General features: G+C 43.1%; 19 protein-coding genes. 4 read left to right on the top strand and 15 right to left on the bottom strand.

The features are described from left to right. Positions 1-315: 315 nt before the first annotated feature. From glnA to spoVK, 5 genes are all read right to left on the bottom strand, one after another. A complete protein-coding gene (gene glnA, locus AC4CV5_RS09895; RefSeq protein WP_166852585.1) occupies positions 316-1,650 on the bottom strand; it encodes a type I glutamate--ammonia ligase in 1,335 nt (444 codons plus the stop codon). Between the two features lie 57 nt (positions 1,651-1,707). Then, positions 1,708-2,115: a transcriptional repressor GlnR gene (gene glnR, locus AC4CV5_RS09890; RefSeq protein ID WP_003238341.1), complete on the bottom strand. Its 408-nt coding sequence runs from the start codon at positions 2,113-2,115 to the stop codon at positions 1,708-1,710. Positions 2,116-2,224: 109 nt separating this feature from the next. After that, entirely contained in the window at positions 2,225-3,490 is a 1,266-nt protein-coding gene (locus AC4CV5_RS09885) for a methionine gamma-lyase family protein (protein WP_373923628.1), read from the bottom strand. 16 nt (positions 3,491-3,506) lie between these two features. Next, on the bottom strand, positions 3,507-4,769 hold the full coding sequence (hflX, locus tag AC4CV5_RS09880) for a GTPase HflX (RefSeq protein ID WP_166852668.1): 1,263 nt from the start codon (positions 4,767-4,769) through the stop codon (positions 3,507-3,509). A 133-nt stretch (positions 4,770-4,902) separates the two neighbouring features. Then, on the bottom strand, positions 4,903-5,871 hold the full coding sequence (spoVK, locus tag AC4CV5_RS09875; RefSeq protein ID WP_166852671.1) for a stage V sporulation protein K: 969 nt from the start codon (positions 5,869-5,871) through the stop codon (positions 4,903-4,905). A gap of 811 nt (positions 5,872-6,682) precedes the next feature. Between spoVK and AC4CV5_RS09870 the strand changes: the two genes are divergently transcribed. After that, complete coding sequence (locus AC4CV5_RS09870) at positions 6,683-7,450, top strand: N-acetylmuramoyl-L-alanine amidase (RefSeq protein ID WP_490922654.1); 768 nt, start codon at positions 6,683-6,685, stop codon at positions 7,448-7,450. Positions 7,451-7,512: 62 nt separating this feature from the next. Here the strand turns inward: AC4CV5_RS09870 and AC4CV5_RS09865 are convergent, their stop codons facing one another. The 9 genes from AC4CV5_RS09865 to AC4CV5_RS09825 form a co-directional block, all read right to left on the bottom strand. Then, positions 7,513-8,133, bottom strand: coding sequence for a hypothetical protein (locus AC4CV5_RS09865; protein WP_166852676.1), 621 nt, complete (start codon positions 8,131-8,133; stop codon positions 7,513-7,515). A gap of 49 nt (positions 8,134-8,182) precedes the next feature. Further along, the gene (gene nrdF / locus AC4CV5_RS09860) at positions 8,183-9,172 is read right to left on the bottom strand and encodes a class 1b ribonucleoside-diphosphate reductase subunit beta (protein WP_490922652.1); all 990 of its coding nucleotides are present in this window, start codon (positions 9,170-9,172) and stop codon (positions 8,183-8,185) included. 17 nt (positions 9,173-9,189) lie between these two features. Next, entirely contained in the window at positions 9,190-11,292 is a 2,103-nt protein-coding gene (gene nrdE / locus AC4CV5_RS09855) for a class 1b ribonucleoside-diphosphate reductase subunit alpha (RefSeq protein WP_166852682.1), read from the bottom strand. Beyond that, positions 11,252-11,644 carry a class Ib ribonucleoside-diphosphate reductase assembly flavoprotein NrdI gene (gene nrdI / locus AC4CV5_RS09850; protein WP_003221104.1) on the bottom strand — a complete coding sequence of 131 codons (393 nt, stop codon included), beginning with the start codon at positions 11,642-11,644 and terminating at the stop codon, positions 11,252-11,254. Before nrdI ends, nrdE begins: the two co-directional genes overlap by 41 nt. Before the next feature lie 243 nt (positions 11,645-11,887). Continuing rightward, positions 11,888-12,118: a hypothetical protein gene (locus AC4CV5_RS09845; protein ID WP_003238362.1), complete on the bottom strand. Its 231-nt coding sequence runs from the start codon at positions 12,116-12,118 to the stop codon at positions 11,888-11,890. Positions 12,119-12,201: 83 nt separating this feature from the next. Next, positions 12,202-12,471 carry a YmzC family protein gene (locus tag AC4CV5_RS09840; protein ID WP_166852685.1) on the bottom strand — a complete coding sequence of 90 codons (270 nt, stop codon included), beginning with the start codon at positions 12,469-12,471 and terminating at the stop codon, positions 12,202-12,204. 201 nt (positions 12,472-12,672) lie between these two features. After that, entirely contained in the window at positions 12,673-12,894 is a 222-nt protein-coding gene (gene hfq / locus AC4CV5_RS09835) for an RNA chaperone Hfq (protein WP_003221097.1), read from the bottom strand. 39 nt (positions 12,895-12,933) lie between these two features. Then, positions 12,934-13,878 (bottom strand): tRNA (adenosine(37)-N6)-dimethylallyltransferase MiaA, encoded by a 945-nt coding sequence (gene miaA, locus AC4CV5_RS09830; protein ID WP_166852688.1) that lies wholly within the window; start codon positions 13,876-13,878, stop codon positions 12,934-12,936. Positions 13,879-13,977: 99 nt separating this feature from the next. After that, positions 13,978-14,391, bottom strand: coding sequence for a YmaF family protein (locus tag AC4CV5_RS09825; RefSeq protein WP_326220419.1), 414 nt, complete (start codon positions 14,389-14,391; stop codon positions 13,978-13,980). An 89-nt stretch (positions 14,392-14,480) separates the two neighbouring features. On the opposite strand from AC4CV5_RS09825, the gene AC4CV5_RS09820 reads away from it, so the two are divergent. The 3 genes from AC4CV5_RS09820 to ebrB all read left to right on the top strand — a co-directional run bounded on the left by AC4CV5_RS09820 (position 14,481) and on the right by ebrB (position 15,552). Further along, positions 14,481-14,726, top strand: a complete 246-nt coding sequence (locus AC4CV5_RS09820) for an inner spore coat protein YmaG (RefSeq protein WP_248602712.1) — start codon at positions 14,481-14,483, stop codon at positions 14,724-14,726. Between the two features lie 141 nt (positions 14,727-14,867). Then, positions 14,868-15,185 (top strand): multidrug efflux SMR transporter subunit EbrA, encoded by a 318-nt coding sequence (gene ebrA, locus AC4CV5_RS09815; protein ID WP_166852696.1) that lies wholly within the window; start codon positions 14,868-14,870, stop codon positions 15,183-15,185. 13 nt (positions 15,186-15,198) lie between these two features. Then, a complete protein-coding gene (gene ebrB, locus AC4CV5_RS09810) occupies positions 15,199-15,552 on the top strand; it encodes a multidrug efflux SMR transporter subunit EbrB (RefSeq protein WP_456521007.1) in 354 nt (117 codons plus the stop codon). Positions 15,553-15,564: 12 nt separating this feature from the next. Here the strand turns inward: ebrB and AC4CV5_RS09805 are convergent, their stop codons facing one another. Further along, complete coding sequence (locus AC4CV5_RS09805; protein WP_166852699.1) at positions 15,565-16,017, bottom strand: OsmC family protein; 453 nt, start codon at positions 16,015-16,017, stop codon at positions 15,565-15,567. Between the last annotated feature and the right edge of the window lie 71 nt (positions 16,018-16,088).

The raw sequence follows: 16,088 nt of genomic DNA, 5'->3' as shown, positions 1-16,088 counted from the left end.
AGGCTACAGTAAAAAAGTCAAGCGGAAAAAATAGTCTAGTAATTATTAAATTAATAACAGAAAAGAAAGAAGAATTTTTCAAGGAGAGAAAAAATACTCTCATTATTTGGAAGGTTACATATTCAAATAACACTGTTTGATGAATGTGTTTAAGTGGGAATAACCAAAAAAAATTAAAATTTATTTTATTAAACTTCGACAGTGAAATTTCAGAGAAACGAGAATCATTTACAAAAAATACCTTTCAAATGCTAGTTTCACATTCTATCAAATCAAAAAATCCCTTGACACCAATAGTGACAAGGGATTGAAAGATTAATATTGAGACATATACTGTTCGCGCTCCCAAGGATGAACTTGTGTGCGGAACATATCCCATTCGATTTCTTTTGCTTCGATGAAGTGTTCGAATAGGTGCTCGCCTAGCGCTTTGACCATGACTTCGTTTGATTTGAATTCTTCTAGCGCTTCCGCAAGTGTTGCTGGAAGGTCAACGATTCCGTTTTCCATGCGCTCTTCTTTGCTCATGACGTAGATGTTGCGGTCGATTGGAGCTGGCGCTTCTAGTTTGTTTTTGATTCCGTCTAAGCCTGCAGCAAGCAATACGCTAAGTGCAAGGTACGGGTTAGCAGCTGGATCTACGCTCCGTACTTCAACACGTGTGCTGATGCCGCGGGAAGCCGGGATACGGATAAGCGGGCTTCTGTTTTGCGCACTCCATGCTACGTAGCAAGGTGCTTCATAGCCAGGAACAAGACGTTTGTAAGAGTTTACTGTCGGGTTTGTTACTGCTGTAAAGCTTGTTGCGTGTTTCACGATACCTGCAATGAAATGCTTCGCTGTTTCACTTAACTGAAGATCTGCGTTTTGGTCATAGAATGAGTTAACGCCATCTTTGAAGAGTGATAGATTGCAGTGCATACCGGAACCGTTCACACCGAACAACGGTTTTGGCATAAATGTCGCATGCAGACCGTGTTTGCGGGCAATTGTTTTGACAACCAGTTTAAACGTTTGGATGTCGTCACAAGAGCGGACCGCGCCAGCATATTTAAAGTCGATTTCGTGCTGGCCAGGCGCTACTTCGTGGTGAGACGCTTCGATTTCAAAGCCCATCTCTTCAAGCTCAAGAACGATATCACGGCGGCAGTTTTCTCCCAAGTCAGTTGGAGCTAAGTCGAAATATCCGCCTTTGTCGTTTAGTTCAAGCGTCGGCTCGCCTTTTTCGTCTAATTTGAATAAGAAGAATTCAGGCTCAGGCCCAAGGTTGAAATCACTGAAGCCGAGGTCTTCCATTTCTTTCAGAATCCGTTTTAAGTTGTTTCGCGGGTCACCTTCGAAAGGTGTGCCATCCGGATTGTAGATATCACAGATGAAACGTGCTACTTTACCTTTTTCAGCTGTCCATGGGAAGATAACAAATGTATTCAGATCTGGATACAGGTACATGTCTGACTCTTCGATGCGAACGAATCCTTCAATAGAAGAACCGTCAAACATGACTTTATTATCAAGCGCTTTTTCAAGCTGGCTTACAGGAATTTCAACATTCTTGATTGTTCCAAGAATGTCGGTAAATTGAAGACGGATATACTTCACGTTTTCTTCTTTTACTAATTTTACGATATCTTCTCTAGTGTACTTTGCCATTTCGTAAAACTCCTCCTCTAAAAGGTAAATGTATATAGCAAAACAGTTGCTAACGGATTAATGAAAGAAGCGGGACATATCGCCTTGACGGAATGTATTCCCTCTTTGAAAACGGCCGGCTTGCATGAGCTCGTTTTTCAGGAGCTGTCTCAGTTCGTCATCGGACAGATCATGTTTCATTGGTTTTTTCGTCTTCTCGTTTTGTTTTTGCTCCGGCTCGGCTTCCGCTTTCGCCAGAATTTGTTTAATTCCTGCCATGTTTACACCTTGTTCTATCAGGTGCTTGATTTCTAACAGTTTATCTACATCATGAAATGAAAATAATCGTCTATTCCCTTCGCTTCTGGCTGGAAATATCAGTCCATTCTCCTCATAATATCGAATTTGTCTTGCTGATAACTCAGTTAACTGCATGACAATTCCTATTGGAAATAAAGGCATTGAGCGGCGAATATTATCACTCATCTCAATTTCCTCCTTTTCTTAACTTAGTTTCATTATAGGTGATGTTATATTTTGTGTCAATACGATGTAAGGATTCTTAACATCAAATTCAGTGAAATTTTTAAAAAATTTAAATTAATTGCTTTTCCATTAGTAAATTCACCGCACTGCATATGGCATTCTTCACATGCGAATAGGTTAATCCACCTTGAACATACGCTACGTATGGTGGACGGATAGGGCCATCTGCTGATAATTCGATGCTTGCTCCTTGAATAAATGTGCCAGCCGCCATAATGACATCGTCTTCGTATCCCGGCATATAGGCCGGATAAGGCGTCACGTGCGCATTGATCGGCGATGCATATTGAATGGCCTGGCAAAAGGCAATCATCTTTTCCCTGTCAGAAAACTCAACGGATTGGATCAAATCTGTTCTTTTCGCATCCCATTTCGGGTTTGAAGTAAAGCCCAGTTTTTCAAGGAATCTTGCGGTAAACACCGCTCCTTTTAAGCTTTGTGACACAACGTGAGGCGCCAAAAAGAAGCCTTGATACATTTCTTGGAGCGAGTAAAGAGATGCTCCTGCTTCTCTGCCGATGCCAGGTGACGTCATACGATATGAGCAAGCTTCAATCCATTTCGCTTTTCCGACGAGATAGCCTCCTGTTTTCGCAAGACCGCCGCCGGGATTTTTAATGAGAGATCCCGCCATCAGATCGGCTCCGACATGGCAAGGTTCCAGCTCCTCCACAAATTCTCCGTAACAGTTGTCCACAAAGACGATCAGGTTTTCATTGATTTCTTTTACAAAACGGATCATTTCTTTTATTTCACTAATTAAGAAAGAAGGACGATTCGCATATCCTTTTGAGCGCTGAATGCCGATTACTTTCGTCTTCGGATTGATCGCAGCAGCGACTGCATCATAGTCTATTTTTCCGTCTTCCGTCAGATCAACCGCATTGTAGCCGATTTGAAAATCCTTTAATGATCCAGCGTTTTCTCCGCCTCTGACGCCTACAATTTCTTCTAGCGTATCGTATGGCTTGCCCGTTATATAAAGAAGCTCGTCCCCCGGTCTGAGTACACCGAACAAGGCAATCGAGATGGCATGCGTTCCTGAGATAATTTGCGGCCTTACAAGCCCCGCTTCTCCGCCAAACACATCCGCATAAATACTTTCAAGCGTATCTCTTCCGATATCATCATAGCCGTATCCTGTAGACGGCGTGAAATGAGTGTCGCTTACTTTGTGTTTTCTATAGCTTTCAAGCACTCTCCATTCATTGCGTTCGCTGGTTTCTTCTATTTGTTTATGAACGCCGGCAATGTCCGCTTCCACTTCCATTGCCGTTTTTTTCAATAATTCTCCGTGTGTTAATGTGTCAAACATGCTTTATATTTCCTTCCTACATATACTTCTTTAATTCACCGATGATGCTTTGCTCTTCTTGTACATAACCTGATATGTCGTACCGTTCATTTTCTTCATTAAAATAGAATCGGTCAACCATCGTTTCCGATTTGATTCTGGAAAGGAGCTTTCCTTCACTTGCCGGCACATGCGCTTCAAAAGACGTTAACAGCTCTTGGCGCAGATAGCGCTGAATCGCTTCTTTAAACGTATTAGCGTCTTCCTCAAATTTCGCACTGACCATGATGTGATCCCTTCCGGCGGACGGAATAAAATCAGGCAGCTTTTGATCACGCTTGTTGTAAGCCGTGAGCATCGGGATATCATCAGCTTCAAGCTCCTCTAGCAGCCGAAGCACCGTTTTTTCGTGTCCAGGGTAATCCTCATTTGAGGAATCAATCAAATGCAGGATCAAATCCGCTTCTTTTACTTCCTCAAGCGTTGATCGGAATGCAGCAATCAATGTCGTCGGAAGGTCCTGAATAAACCCTACTGTATCTGACAGGAGCACGCTGTAACCACTTGGCAGGACCATTTTTCTGGTCATTGGGTCCAGTGTGGCAAACAGGAGGTCTTCTTCATAGCTGTCAGCACTTGTCAGGCGGTTGAACCATGTTGATTTCCCCGCGTTTGTATATCCGACAAGCGCAATTTGAAGCACACCGTTTTTCTTTCGTCTTTCACGGTACCGGCTTCTATGGCGGATAACGGTTGAAAGCTGTGTGTTGATTTCGTGAATGCGATTTCTGATATGGCGGCGGTCGGTTTCCAGTTTCGTTTCCCCGGGACCTCTCGCCCCAATTCCTCCGCCTTGCCGGGAAAGATTGATCCCTTGTCCAGTTAGACGCGGAAGTGCATATTGCAGCTGAGCCAGCTCAATCTGAAGTTTGCCTTCTCTCGTTCTCGCCCGCTTTGCGAAAATATCTAATATCAATTGCGTGCGGTCAATCATCTTTACTTCAATCGCTGTTGCCAATGACTTCAGCTGACTTGGCGACAGCTCATCATTAAAGATAAGGAGATCAGCTTCAAGTTCTTCCACCAGTGCCTTTAGCTCCTCTACCTTCCCTTTTCCTATATATGTAGCGGCGTCAGCCCTGTTCCTTTTTTGTGTGACGCTGGTCAATACTTTTCCGTCTGCTGTTTTTGTCAGAGATGCAAGCTCTTCCATAGAATTTTCAAAATGCTCATCCGTGATATGCGGCAGCTGACATCCGACTAAAATAGCTTTTTCTTGTCTTGTTTCTTGTTCGTTCAAATGGATGTTCCTTTCTTTTGCATATTGGGCAGTAGTATTATCATACCAAACCCTGCATGTGTATACCACAAATCGATTGCTTTGAAAAGTAAGAAATACAAGCAAAAAACAGACCTCTCGAAAACTGAGAGGTCTATACAGAACCAGACGCTTCTTCTTTAATGGAAAGATCTTGGCTTTTAATGGTCATCAAATCGTTTTTTAAGTATTGATCGCCCATTAAAAGCCTCATGGCTTGCGCTCTGATCGATTTTTCGATCACATTCCTGACAAAACGGCCATTGCTGAATTTAATGGGACTTGTCGTGCTTTTGACTGTCATTAAGTAATCTTTCAATTTCCATTCCGCTTCTTGACTGAGCTGGTATTCCCTATCAGCGATCATGCGTTTCGCAATCTCCATGAGCTGGGTGACAGAATAATCCGGAAAATCAATGGAAATGGGAAATCTTGATTGGAGACCGGGATTTAATGAGAGAAAATGATCCATTTCCCGAGAATACCCGGCAAGGATCAAAATAAACTCATGCTGTTTGTCTTCCATATGCTTTACAAGTGTGTCGATCGCTTCTTTTCCAAAGTCCTTTTCGCCGCCTCTTGCCAGCGAGTAGGCTTCGTCTATAAACAAAATGCCGCCTAATGACTTTTTAATTAAATCTCTCGTCTTTTGGGCGGTGTGGCCGATATATTCGCCGACCAGATCAGCCCGCTCCGCTTCTATCAAGTGGCCTTTAGACAGGACATTCATTTCAAAGAACAGCCTGCCGATCAGCCGCGCAACCGTCGTTTTTCCTGTTCCCGGATTTCCTTTAAACATCATGTGCAGCGCTTGCTTTCCCACCTTCAAGCCTTGCTCCGCGCGTTTTTGGTTCACAAAAATCCAGGCGTATATTTCCTTGATGTTGCGTTTCATTTCCTCCATCCCAACCAGTGCGCTCATCTCTTTTTCGATTTCCTTCAAAATGCCGTGCTTTGCTTCGTTTTTTTGCAATGCAGCCTGATATTCCGCCTCTGCCTCAGCATTCGTCAGCACCTGCTTTTGCCCGTTAAGAATAATGTTGATCTGTCCGTTGTTTTTATATGTCACAGCGCGCTCCAACATTTTCACCTCTCTGTTCTCTCTATATGATATTCAAGCGGTTGCCGTTTGTGACAAACGCCTATCATGTGTCGAAACAATTGCTTTTTTCGGGAATGATAAGGAATCTTGCGCTTTCCCGAGAAATACTTTATTTCTTATTGTATTCAAGGACATGGTGTGGACAAACCAAGAGATTTTATTTTTAACAATTTTGTAAGGAACACTGGAGCTATGCCTTTGACATATAAACCTCATTATTACTATTATCTCAATATCAGAGTTCTATAATCCATTGACCACACTTCCTATATCGCTTTTAATAGCTTAAACGAATCTCTCAGCGGAAGATCCCACCCGAAGCTGTGTTCTTTGTCCGTTGCCCCCTGTTTGATATGATGCTTTCGGCTTCAAACAGGAATCAGCTGACGGTCACTCCCGCCAGCATATTGACCACGGTCATTCGTTTAAAGATACATTTCTTTTTCTTCTATTATTAAGGAGATGTCTTCAACGACACGTTTCCCTTGCCTTTTATTTCTCAGCATATGAAAGGAGCTAAACGTATTAATTTACGTTCCAAATGCCTGACACAGAGCCGAAGACCTGACGGAATCAGTGGTGGAAATAGGGCCGAACCCGTAATATTCACATACAAATGACATATTCACATTTTTATTTCAGATAGAATCTGCTGTCGCTTCATGTTGAATTGTGCGCTTTCCCGAGAAATAATTTCCGTATATGAAAGGGTTATTTCCTCATTTTTCAGACGAATGATAATCGTACAAGCAGGAGCCGTGTTTTTTCATATCCTGTAATGAGGTGATGAAGAATGGTTAAGATTTTTATTGATCCTGGGCATGGCGGGTCTGATCCAGGCGCCGTAGGAAATGGACTTCAAGAAAAAACGTTAACCCTGCAAATCGCTTTAGCTTTGCGTACGATATTGACAAACGAGTATGAAGGGGTTTCTTTGCTGCTGAGCCGGACAAGCGACCAATATGTCAGCTTAAGCGACCGGACAAACGCGGCTAACAACTGGGGAGCAGATTTCTTTTTGTCCATTCACGTTAATTCCGGGGGTGGGACAGGTTTTGAAAGCTATATTTACCCGGGTGTGGGAGCCCCGACGACGACTTACCAATCGGCAATTCACTCTAATGTGATACAAGCTGTCGACTTTGCAGACCGCGGCAGAAAAACAGCAAACTTCCACGTCCTAAGGGAGTCGGCAATGCCTGCCTTATTGACCGAGAACGGCTTCATTGATACCGTTGCGGATGCAAATAAGCTGAAAACAAACAGCTTTATTCAAAGCTTAGCGAGAGGCCATGCAAACGGGGTGGAGCAAGCCTTTAGCCTTAAAAAGACATCCAACTCAGGGTTATATAAGGTTCAGATCGGCGCATTTAAAGTGAAAGCGAATGCGGACTCACTCGCAGGCAGCGCCGAAGCGAAAGGCTTTGACACGGTTGTCCTTTTAAAGGATGGATTATACAAAGTACAGATTGGCGCATTTTCATCCAAAGACAATGCAGACGCTCTTGCTGCCAGAGCGAGAAATGCCGGCTTTGACGCTATTGTGATTCTCGAATCATAGTCTAGACGTGGACGAGCGTCTTATAAAAAACCCGGCTCCTCATCACGAGAAACCGGGTTTTTTTATTCAAGAATATCAACAACAAATTGTGACCATGTTTCCAGACGGTTATAGATGTCGTCCTGTTTTAATTCAGAGACTTTCATCCATTTTCCAGCAATTTGTTCTTTCTCCTTCACTTCCACTTCTGAGCCTGGCTTTAATTGAAGCGCAGAAAGTATACCGATATGTACTTTACCGACACTGTTTTCATCATCATTGATGAGTCCCAGTGTGACAATCGCTTGTTTATCTTCTTCATTTATTTGCAGTTCTTCGTCAAGCTCACGGTCTGTGTTCAGCTTTAAGACTTCAGCAAATGAGGCTGCTCCTTCAATCGAGTTCATATGGCCTCCAAAGCCGAGAGAAAGCTTATTGTGCAGACGTGATTCTCCGCCGCCAGCCAGCCGCTCGTAAAGGAAAACTTCATCTTCGCGCTTAATGACGACATAAGGAATCGGCTGCTTGAAATGCGGATCTTCTTCTGCGTCCCCCCTTCTCATTTCATGATAGCCCGCTTCGATTTGAGCCATGATTTCTGTTACTCTGCTATCTTCACTGCTCACACCCTGGAAGGTTAAGCTTTCTTTCTTAAACACGTCATCGCGCGGGGCGACCAAAATCATTTCGTCCATTTTTCCCATTGCTACTGCGTCCTCCTCATTTGAACCTTCAAGCCGAAAAGAGCAGATATTACATCTGCTCTTTTTCATCTCCAAAATAAAAGTCATCGTCTTTGAGCGGCTCAACTGTCGCCTTTTTATAACCGTTCCCCTTCATAGAGAAGAAGTCATGTGATTTTGTTTTTGTATTTAATCCATTTAAAACGATCGGATTAATATCTTCCTCTTCAAAGTATGGATCAAATCCAAGGTTCATCAGCGCTTTATTGGCATTGTAGCGGATGAATTTCTTTACATCGTGTGAGAGTCCGACTTGATCGTACAAGTCTTCTGTATACTCAAGCTCATTTTCATATAACTCATTCAGAAGGTCGATCGCAAATTCGCGAAGCTCTGCTTTTTTCTCTTCTGTCTGTTTATTGTAAATTTCCTGAGCAAGGAGACCCACATAAACGCCGTGAATCGCTTCATCACGAAGGATCAGGTTAATGATTTCACCGCTTTGCATCAGTTTTCCTTGTCCGTAGAAATATAATGGGTAATAGAAACCGCTGTAGAAAAGGAAGCTTTCCAGATAGACGGAAGCAACCATCGCCTTGAACAGTGAAATCTCGTCATCTTTTTGAATGGCTTTGTAAAGCCCGACGATGATTTGCGCTTTTTTCTGCAAATATTTATTTTGTTTCACCCATTCGAATACTTCATTAATCGTTTCAGTCGGTGCCAGGGTCATGAAAATATTAGAGTACGACTTCGCATGGACAGCGTTCTCCATCATCGCCATAAAGTTCAGCACCGCTTTCCGCTGGTGGCCTTCTACGTGTTCAGCCACGATCGGCATCCCCGTATTCCCTTGCTCTGTATCAAGAAGAGTCAGTCCGGCGAGTACCTTCATATAAGTGTCCTGCTCATTTTTTCCGAGATACTTCCATGTGAGGAGATCGCCGTTTAAAGCAATCTCTTCCGGAAGCCAGAACTGTTTCACATTTTGGTTATAGAACATTTGAGTAAAATCGTCTTCATGCTTTGACCAGTTTGCTGCGTCATAAATTTTTGTCACTATAAACTCTCCTTTAATCAAACAACACAAGAAAGGCAGCTGTCTTGCCCAGTATCTTTCGTTCTTGCATAGTAAATGGTTTTAATTCCTCTGTGATGTGCATACAGATCGATTCGGTTTAAATCACGAGTCGTCATTGTGTCTTTTAAGAACAATGTGAAGCTGATTCCCTGATCAATGTGCTGTTGGATAGTCGCGATCATATCTACAACCTTGAACATGTCCATATCGTAGGCTTCTTTATAGAAGAACCAGTTGTTAGATGCAAGCCCAGGCATTGGGTAGTACGTTTTTGAGTTGCCGTATGTTCTTTCTTCAATTCGTTCCATAATCGGCATAACAGACGCCGTGCTAGATTGAACGTATGAGATAGAGCCTGTCGGTGCAATGCATAATCTGTAGCTGTGATACATGCCGTGTTCAGCTACAAATGCTTTTAGCTTTTCCCAGTCCTCTGTCGTCGGGATATGCATGCCTTCAAACAAGTTAGCGATTTTTTCGTATTTCGGTGAGAAATCAGTTGAAACGTATTTGTCGAAGTATTCACCTGTCGCATAGGTTGATCCTTCATATTGATCAAATGTTTCGCCCTTCTCTTTTGCGATTTCCGCAGAACGCTGGATGGAGTAGAAGTTCACCATCATAAAGAACGTGTTTGCAAAGTCACGGGCTTCCGGACTTTCATACGCAATGCCGTTTTGCGCAAGGTAGCCGTGAAGGTTCATAGCGCCGAGACCGATTGATTTCATCGCTTTGTTTGCCCGTCTTACAGCAGGCGCATTGCGGATATCAGTCGTTTCAGACACGTGTGTTAAAGAGTCTGTCGCAAGCTTAACTGTCTTTTCGATTGATTTATGTTCCATGACGTTGAGAATGTTAAGCGAGCCTAGGTTGCAGGAAATATCCAAACCGATTTCATCTGCTTCATCATAGTCCGTGTATGAAGAAACCTGAGATGCCTGCAGGACTTCAGAGCAAAGGTTAGAAAATTTCACCTTGGAAATATGGTTATTCGCATGCACTTTATTCACGTTATCTTGGAACATGATGTATGGATAGCCTGATTCAGAACGAAGCATCGCCAGTTTTTCAAGCAATTTCCGAGGGTTGATTTTTTCCTTTTTCACCCGAGGGTTGTCGACAAACTTGTCGTACATTTCATTCATGTCCATCTCATCCATGTGCTGGCCGTACTCTTTATAAATCGTGTGCGGATAAAATACATAAGCCGCTTTGTCCTCTCGCGCCAACTCAACGAACTTATCCGGAATGACAACACCGATAGACAGCGTTTTGACGCGCACATCTTCATCGGCAGAAATCTTTTTCGTATCGAGAAAATCATTGATATCGCGGTGGAAAATGTTTAAGTACGCCGCACCAGATCCTTGTCTTTGTCCCATTTGGTCAGCGTAACGGAACGCGTTATCAAGAAGCTTCATCACGCCTACAACGCCTTTTGTGGCATTTTCAACATCTTTAATGGCTTCACCTTTCGCGCGAAGCTTGGACAGGTTAAGAGAAACCCCGCCGCCCAGTTTAGAAAGCTGCATGGAGATATCGATCGCTCTTGAAATGTCGTTTAAAGAATCATTGACTTCGAGCAAGAAGCAGCTTACAAGCTCACCGCGGCGTTTTCTGCCAGCGTTCAAAAATGTCGGTGTGCTCGGCTGATATTCCTGATTGATCATCAGGCGCACATATTCTTTTGCTTTTTCAGTGTCGCCGTTTGCGAAGAACAGCGCAACAATTGAGATCCGGTCCTCATAACGCTCGAGGATTTTTTTCTTGTCATTCGTTTTCAAAGCATAGTCATTATAGAATTTAAACGCACTCATGAAGGAAGGAAAACGAAACTTCTTAGCGTAAGCTGTCTTAAACACTTCTTTAATGTCTTCAAAAGAATAAAGGCTTAAGAATTCCTCTTCGTAGTATTGGTTTTCTATCAAATAATCCAGCTTCTCTTTTAAATCGTGAAAGAAAACTGTGTTTTGATTGATATAATCTACAAAATAGCTATGTACAGCCTCTTTATCCTTATCAAACTGGAATTTTCCATCTTTTTGGATCATGATTTCGTTATTTAACTGGATCCATTTTGGCACTTGATTTTGTGACAACTCTTTCTACCTCCTGAGTAAACAATTCAACGTCTTTAGATGTGCCGCTGAGTTCAAATTTGTGCAAGATCGGCACCTGATATTGTCTTGAAATGGTATCGGCGCTTTTTGCAAAGTTATCGCCCCATACTTTATTGCCGCTCGCAGCGACTCCTAATAAAAGATGGGCGTATTTTTCGAGAAATGATTGTGTTGATGCCGGTACCTGACCGAAGTTTGTCGTGTAGGTGACCAAAACAAACGGAGTGTCCAGGTGGTCAATTTCGTCCACCTTGCGTATCTGCTGAAAGCCTATTTTATTCACAAACCGCTGAACATTCCCTGTTTTCGAATCAAATATGATTTGTACCACGTTTTATCACGACCTATCAAAAAATATGAATCTCTCATCACTAACACTATATATAGTATACTATCCTCTGACAAAAACACAATATATAGATTTGTTTTTGTGAAAAATTCATATTTTGATCAAATCAGGCATATGGGCAGACTCATAAGGGCCCAAAAAAGAGAGCAGAACGAGAATCATCTCTCGTCCTACTCAGGGTGTCGTTTTTAAGCCGATGTATATCATAACATGAAAAAAAACTGCTTAGTAGTCTAGATTTTTTTTTCTTAAGCTATCACAGCATTTTTCGCTCTCTACTGTTTCTTCTATTTCAACATCCGCACCGATCTCTTCTAAAACCGCCTTCAAAGCGCTGATAATTGACGCTTCTCTGATTAATTCTTTTCCGTTCACAATGATGCTTGTTCCGTATTCATAGCAAGAATCATCTTCACAAATTTCTTCCCAATGATTCACGATCACTTTATGCTTCATTTTATTTCACCCTCTGTTTGATCTGTGTCTGTATTTAGTTTAGCGGGTAGCATCCGCTTTGTAAATTCGGATGCTTGTGAATTTTATTCAAGCTCATCATCCGAGTATTCTGTCTTCAGCTTTACCTCATTGCGGGACTCATTATACTCATAAATTTTGATATAGCCGTCCTCTACAACGCCAAAATGATTATGTTCAAGCGGGAACGAGGCTGGCTGTGGCGTTTCATAGCCTGAATTGCCGCTGTCTGTTTCAATGATGGTATCTTGATTCCCGCACGCTCCGAACAGCAAAAATACGGCTATCCACACAAGCGCAATCCTAATTCGTCTCAGTTCTTCACTTTCAAACAAGGTCGCGTCACTCCCAAATTCAGATTTTTACATGATATTCGAGTTAGTTTTGCATATGTTGATCTCATAAAAAAAGACCGTGCCTTGGCATGGTCAGCTTACTAAAATACAAAGCTTGGAATGAAAGTGGCTCAAGCTTAAAAAATGGCTGCCGGGATTCCCCCGACAGCCTCCCCATGCCTTGACATGGTATTTTTTGATCTATTCGAGTTCAAGCTGGACGTTTTTTTGCGGCGCAAACGTTGAGATCGCATGTTTATAGATAAGCTGCTGCTTACCTTCCGATTCCAGCAATACGGTAAAGTTATCAAAGCCTTTCACCTGGCCACGCAGCTGAAAGCCATTCAGCAAAAAAACAGTGACATACGTATTTTCTTTCCGGATTTGATTCAAAAACTGATCCTGAATATTAATCGGTTTCATGTTTCGTCCTCCTTGATTCTCTATATCATACAGTTTCGATTAAAGTTCGAGTTTTCCTGCTATATGTGTGAAAATTTCCTTTTTTTTCAGCTCCATATCAACGGGCGGTGTCATATCGAACCAGGTAACCTGCATTTTGTTGCGAAACCACGTCAGCTGCCGTTTCGCATACCGTCTTGAGTTCTGCTTTAGCTGATCGACGGCATCAGAAAGTGTCACAAAACCGTCAAAATATGCATATAACTCCTTATAGCCTATCGCCTGTATCGACTGACAGTCTCTCACGTTTTTGTCGTAGAGGCGTTTCACTTCGGGAAGAAGACCGGCCTCCATCATCATATCAACCCGCTGATTAATTCTTGCGTAAAGCGTGTCTCTATCCATTGTCAGTCCGATTAACACTGCATTGTACAGAAGTTCTCGTTTTTGCTCCTTCAAATGCTGTGACATCGTTTTTCCAGACGTGTGTAATATTTCCAGCGCACGAATAACTCTTCTCGTATTATTGGGATGAATCGCAGCTGCTGCCTCTGGATCTGCCGCAGCAAGTTTGGCATGAAGAAAGTCAGCGCCTTCCCGTTCAGCAGCCATTTGCAGGCTCTGTCGAAACACAGGATCGTTCGCCTCTTCCGTAAATGTATAATCGTAAAGCACAGATTGTATATAAAGCCCTGTACCGCCGACAATCATTGGAAGCTTTCCTCTTTTTGCAATCTCGCTGATTTTGTTTCTCACTAAGCCTTGATAATCGGCGGTGGAGAAGGAATCTTGGGGATCTAAAATATCAATCAGATGATGGGGTACTCCCTCCATCTCCTGTTCAGTGATTTTAGCTGTTCCAATATCCATTCCTTTATAAACCTGCATCGAATCTCCGCTGATAATTTCCGCATTCAAGGATTTAGCTAGCTGAATACTTAAATTTGTTTTCCCCACTGCCGTCGGTCCGACTAAAATGACAACGGGCTGCTTCGTATTATTCAATATATATCACTCTCTTTTATAAATCTCCCCCCATTATAGCATTCATCATGTGCAACCACCTATCCATTTTGCCCTTTTTTTGCACCGGTAAACATCCTTCTACCACCCGAGCGGCTCATTGCCGACGATTTCTCTCGTCTTTCCTTTCAGGGCATGGCGATGCGTTTTTCTTCCGTCATCTTTCGGATCATACACAACGCCTCCGTACCGGATCTTAATCGGCTCGTTATAGGCCAGATACGTCGTTTCTTCGATTTCGTGATAATGGGTGCCGTCTGCTAAGGGAATCGCAGGCCCTGAGATTCCGTAATACCGGTGAAAGTGGCCGTTTTCAAAAGAAGTGATCCCTGTAAAGTGATGTGTATGCTGATCGGTATTCGATCCATTAGCTGGCTGAGTAAATCCTTCAATGAGATGATAATGTCCCTGTTCTCTCGTTGTTTTGACGTGATAAGCATGTGCATGAGGCGGCGCTTTTGACCAGTCAGACGGATACAGGCCCAATGTGATCACATCCCTTCTTTTTCATCAAACGCCCAATCAAATCTAGGTAGGCTGAATACACTGCATCATCTACAATTTATTACAGGAGGAAAGAAAAAATGAACGAGATAGAACATTTCACTGCTGAAGACACAAGGATATTTGGAAGACCTTTCGGATTCGGAAGACCTGGATTCGGCTACGGGTTTGGAAGACCTGGATTTGGGTTTGGCCGGCCATTCGGTTTTTACGGGGGACCTTTTTTCGGCGGACTAGTTGGCGGGCTTGTAGGAAGCGCTTTATTTAACCCTTATTTTTATGGCGGATACCCCTATCCGTACGCCCCATTCCCTTACTACTATTAAACACACAAGGCCTCTTCAAAAGGGGTCTTTTTAAGTGACTGAAAATGAATCGCTTGACTCATACATAGCCATACACTAATATTTTTCTAGCTGAAGAACTTTTCTAATCTAAAATTACAGTTCAAGTGAGGAGAATGTACGATGTTGGTAGGATATATATTCCTCACGATTGCCATATGCTCGGAATCGATAGGAGCGGCCATGCTGAAAGTGTCTGACGGCTTCAAAAAGTGGAAGCCAAGCGCTTTGGTCGTGATTGGCTATTCCCTCGCCTTTTATATGCTGTCGCTGACCTTAAACCATATCCCCCTCAGCCTCTCGTATGCGACTTGGAGCGGTGTGGGCACGGTGCTGACGGCAGTGATCGGAGTGAAATGGTTTAAGGAAGAATTGAATGGCAAAGGGCTTATCGGGATTCTTTTATTAATATCAGGGGTCGTGTTACTTAACTGGCAGTAAAGGAGTGATAATGATGAAAGGATTGCTTTATTTGGCTCTTGCCATTGTATCTGAGGTTTTCGGGAGCACAATGCTGAAGCTTTCAGAAGGATTTACACAAGCCTGGCCCATTGTTGGAGTCATTGCCGGATTTCTTTCTGCTTTTACCTTTCTAAGCTTTTCTTTAAAAACAATTGACTTATCAAGCGCGTATGCGACATGGTCTGGCGTTGGAACGGCGCTTACAGCCATTGTCGGGTTTTTGCTTTTTGGCGAAACCATCAGTTTAAAGAGCGTGTTCGGGCTCACGCTAGTCATTGCAGGCGTAGTCGTGTTAAATCAGTCGAAAGCCCCTGCTAAAGATAAAAAACAGACGGTCTGTGAGTGACCGTCTGTTTCATTATTCGCCAGCCAGTTTTACGGAGGCTTCAAGCTGTAGCTCGACATTTCCTTGAATGGCGCGTGAAATCATGCATGACGACTCCGCCTTTTCACAAAGCTTGTGCGCCAGTGCGACATCTTCTTGTGAGGCGTCATGTTTGAGCACAACGGAGGGACGGTGGATGATCTTTTTGTATGTAAAGACTCCTTTGGTGACGTCGACAATGCCTTCTGACTCCATCTGCAAGTCGTCCTTTTCCAGCCCGCTTCTTTCCATCATCGCAGCAAGTGTAATAATGTAACAGGTTGCTGCCGCCCCGAGAAGCATCTCATCCGGGTTGGTCCCCTCTCCTGGTCCATCCATTTCTTTAGGAATTGAAATAGAGGTGATTAAGTTACCGCTTTCGATCGTACCGACATCATTGCGGTTGCCCGGCCAGTTCGCTTTTAAATAAAAATGATGATCTGCCATCGTAAGTTTTGCCTCCTTTTATGATTCTATTTCAGTCTACTGATCTTCTCTTATCTTGTCTTCTGATCTGC

This window comes from Bacillus sp. NS1, from assembly GCF_058248265.1.
The sequence above is the reverse complement of the archived record's forward strand: the minus strand, read 5'-3'. Positions and strand labels throughout refer to the sequence as shown.

Coding starts and splice junctions, on each gene's coding strand:
- AC4CV5_RS09845 (WP_003238362.1), bottom strand. CDS start 12,118: ATGAAGCATAAAGTGATCGTGAATCATTGGGAAGAAATTTGTGAAGAT.
- glnR (WP_003238341.1), bottom strand. CDS start 2,115: ATGAGTGATAATATTCGCCGCTCAATGCCTTTATTTCCAATAGGAATT.
- AC4CV5_RS09885 (WP_373923628.1), bottom strand. CDS start 3,490: ATGTTTGACACATTAACACACGGAGAATTATTGAAAAAAACGGCAATG.
- AC4CV5_RS09805 (WP_166852699.1), bottom strand. CDS start 16,017: ATGGCAGATCATCATTTTTATTTAAAAGCGAACTGGCCGGGCAACCGC.
- glnA (WP_166852585.1), bottom strand. CDS start 1,650: ATGGCAAAGTACACTAGAGAAGATATCGTAAAATTAGTAAAAGAAGAA.
- ebrA (WP_166852696.1), top strand. CDS start 14,868: ATGTTGGTAGGATATATATTCCTCACGATTGCCATATGCTCGGAATCG.
- spoVK (WP_166852671.1), bottom strand. CDS start 5,871: ATGTTGGAGCGCGCTGTGACATATAAAAACAACGGACAGATCAACATT.
- AC4CV5_RS09870 (WP_490922654.1), top strand. CDS start 6,683: ATGGTTAAGATTTTTATTGATCCTGGGCATGGCGGGTCTGATCCAGGC.
- AC4CV5_RS09865 (WP_166852676.1), bottom strand. CDS start 8,133: ATGGGAAAAATGGACGAAATGATTTTGGTCGCCCCGCGCGATGACGTG.
- ebrB (WP_456521007.1), top strand. CDS start 15,199: ATGAAAGGATTGCTTTATTTGGCTCTTGCCATTGTATCTGAGGTTTTC.
- AC4CV5_RS09820 (WP_248602712.1), top strand. CDS start 14,481: ATGAACGAGATAGAACATTTCACTGCTGAAGACACAAGGATATTTGGA.
- hfq (WP_003221097.1), bottom strand. CDS start 12,894: ATGAAACCGATTAATATTCAGGATCAGTTTTTGAATCAAATCCGGAAA.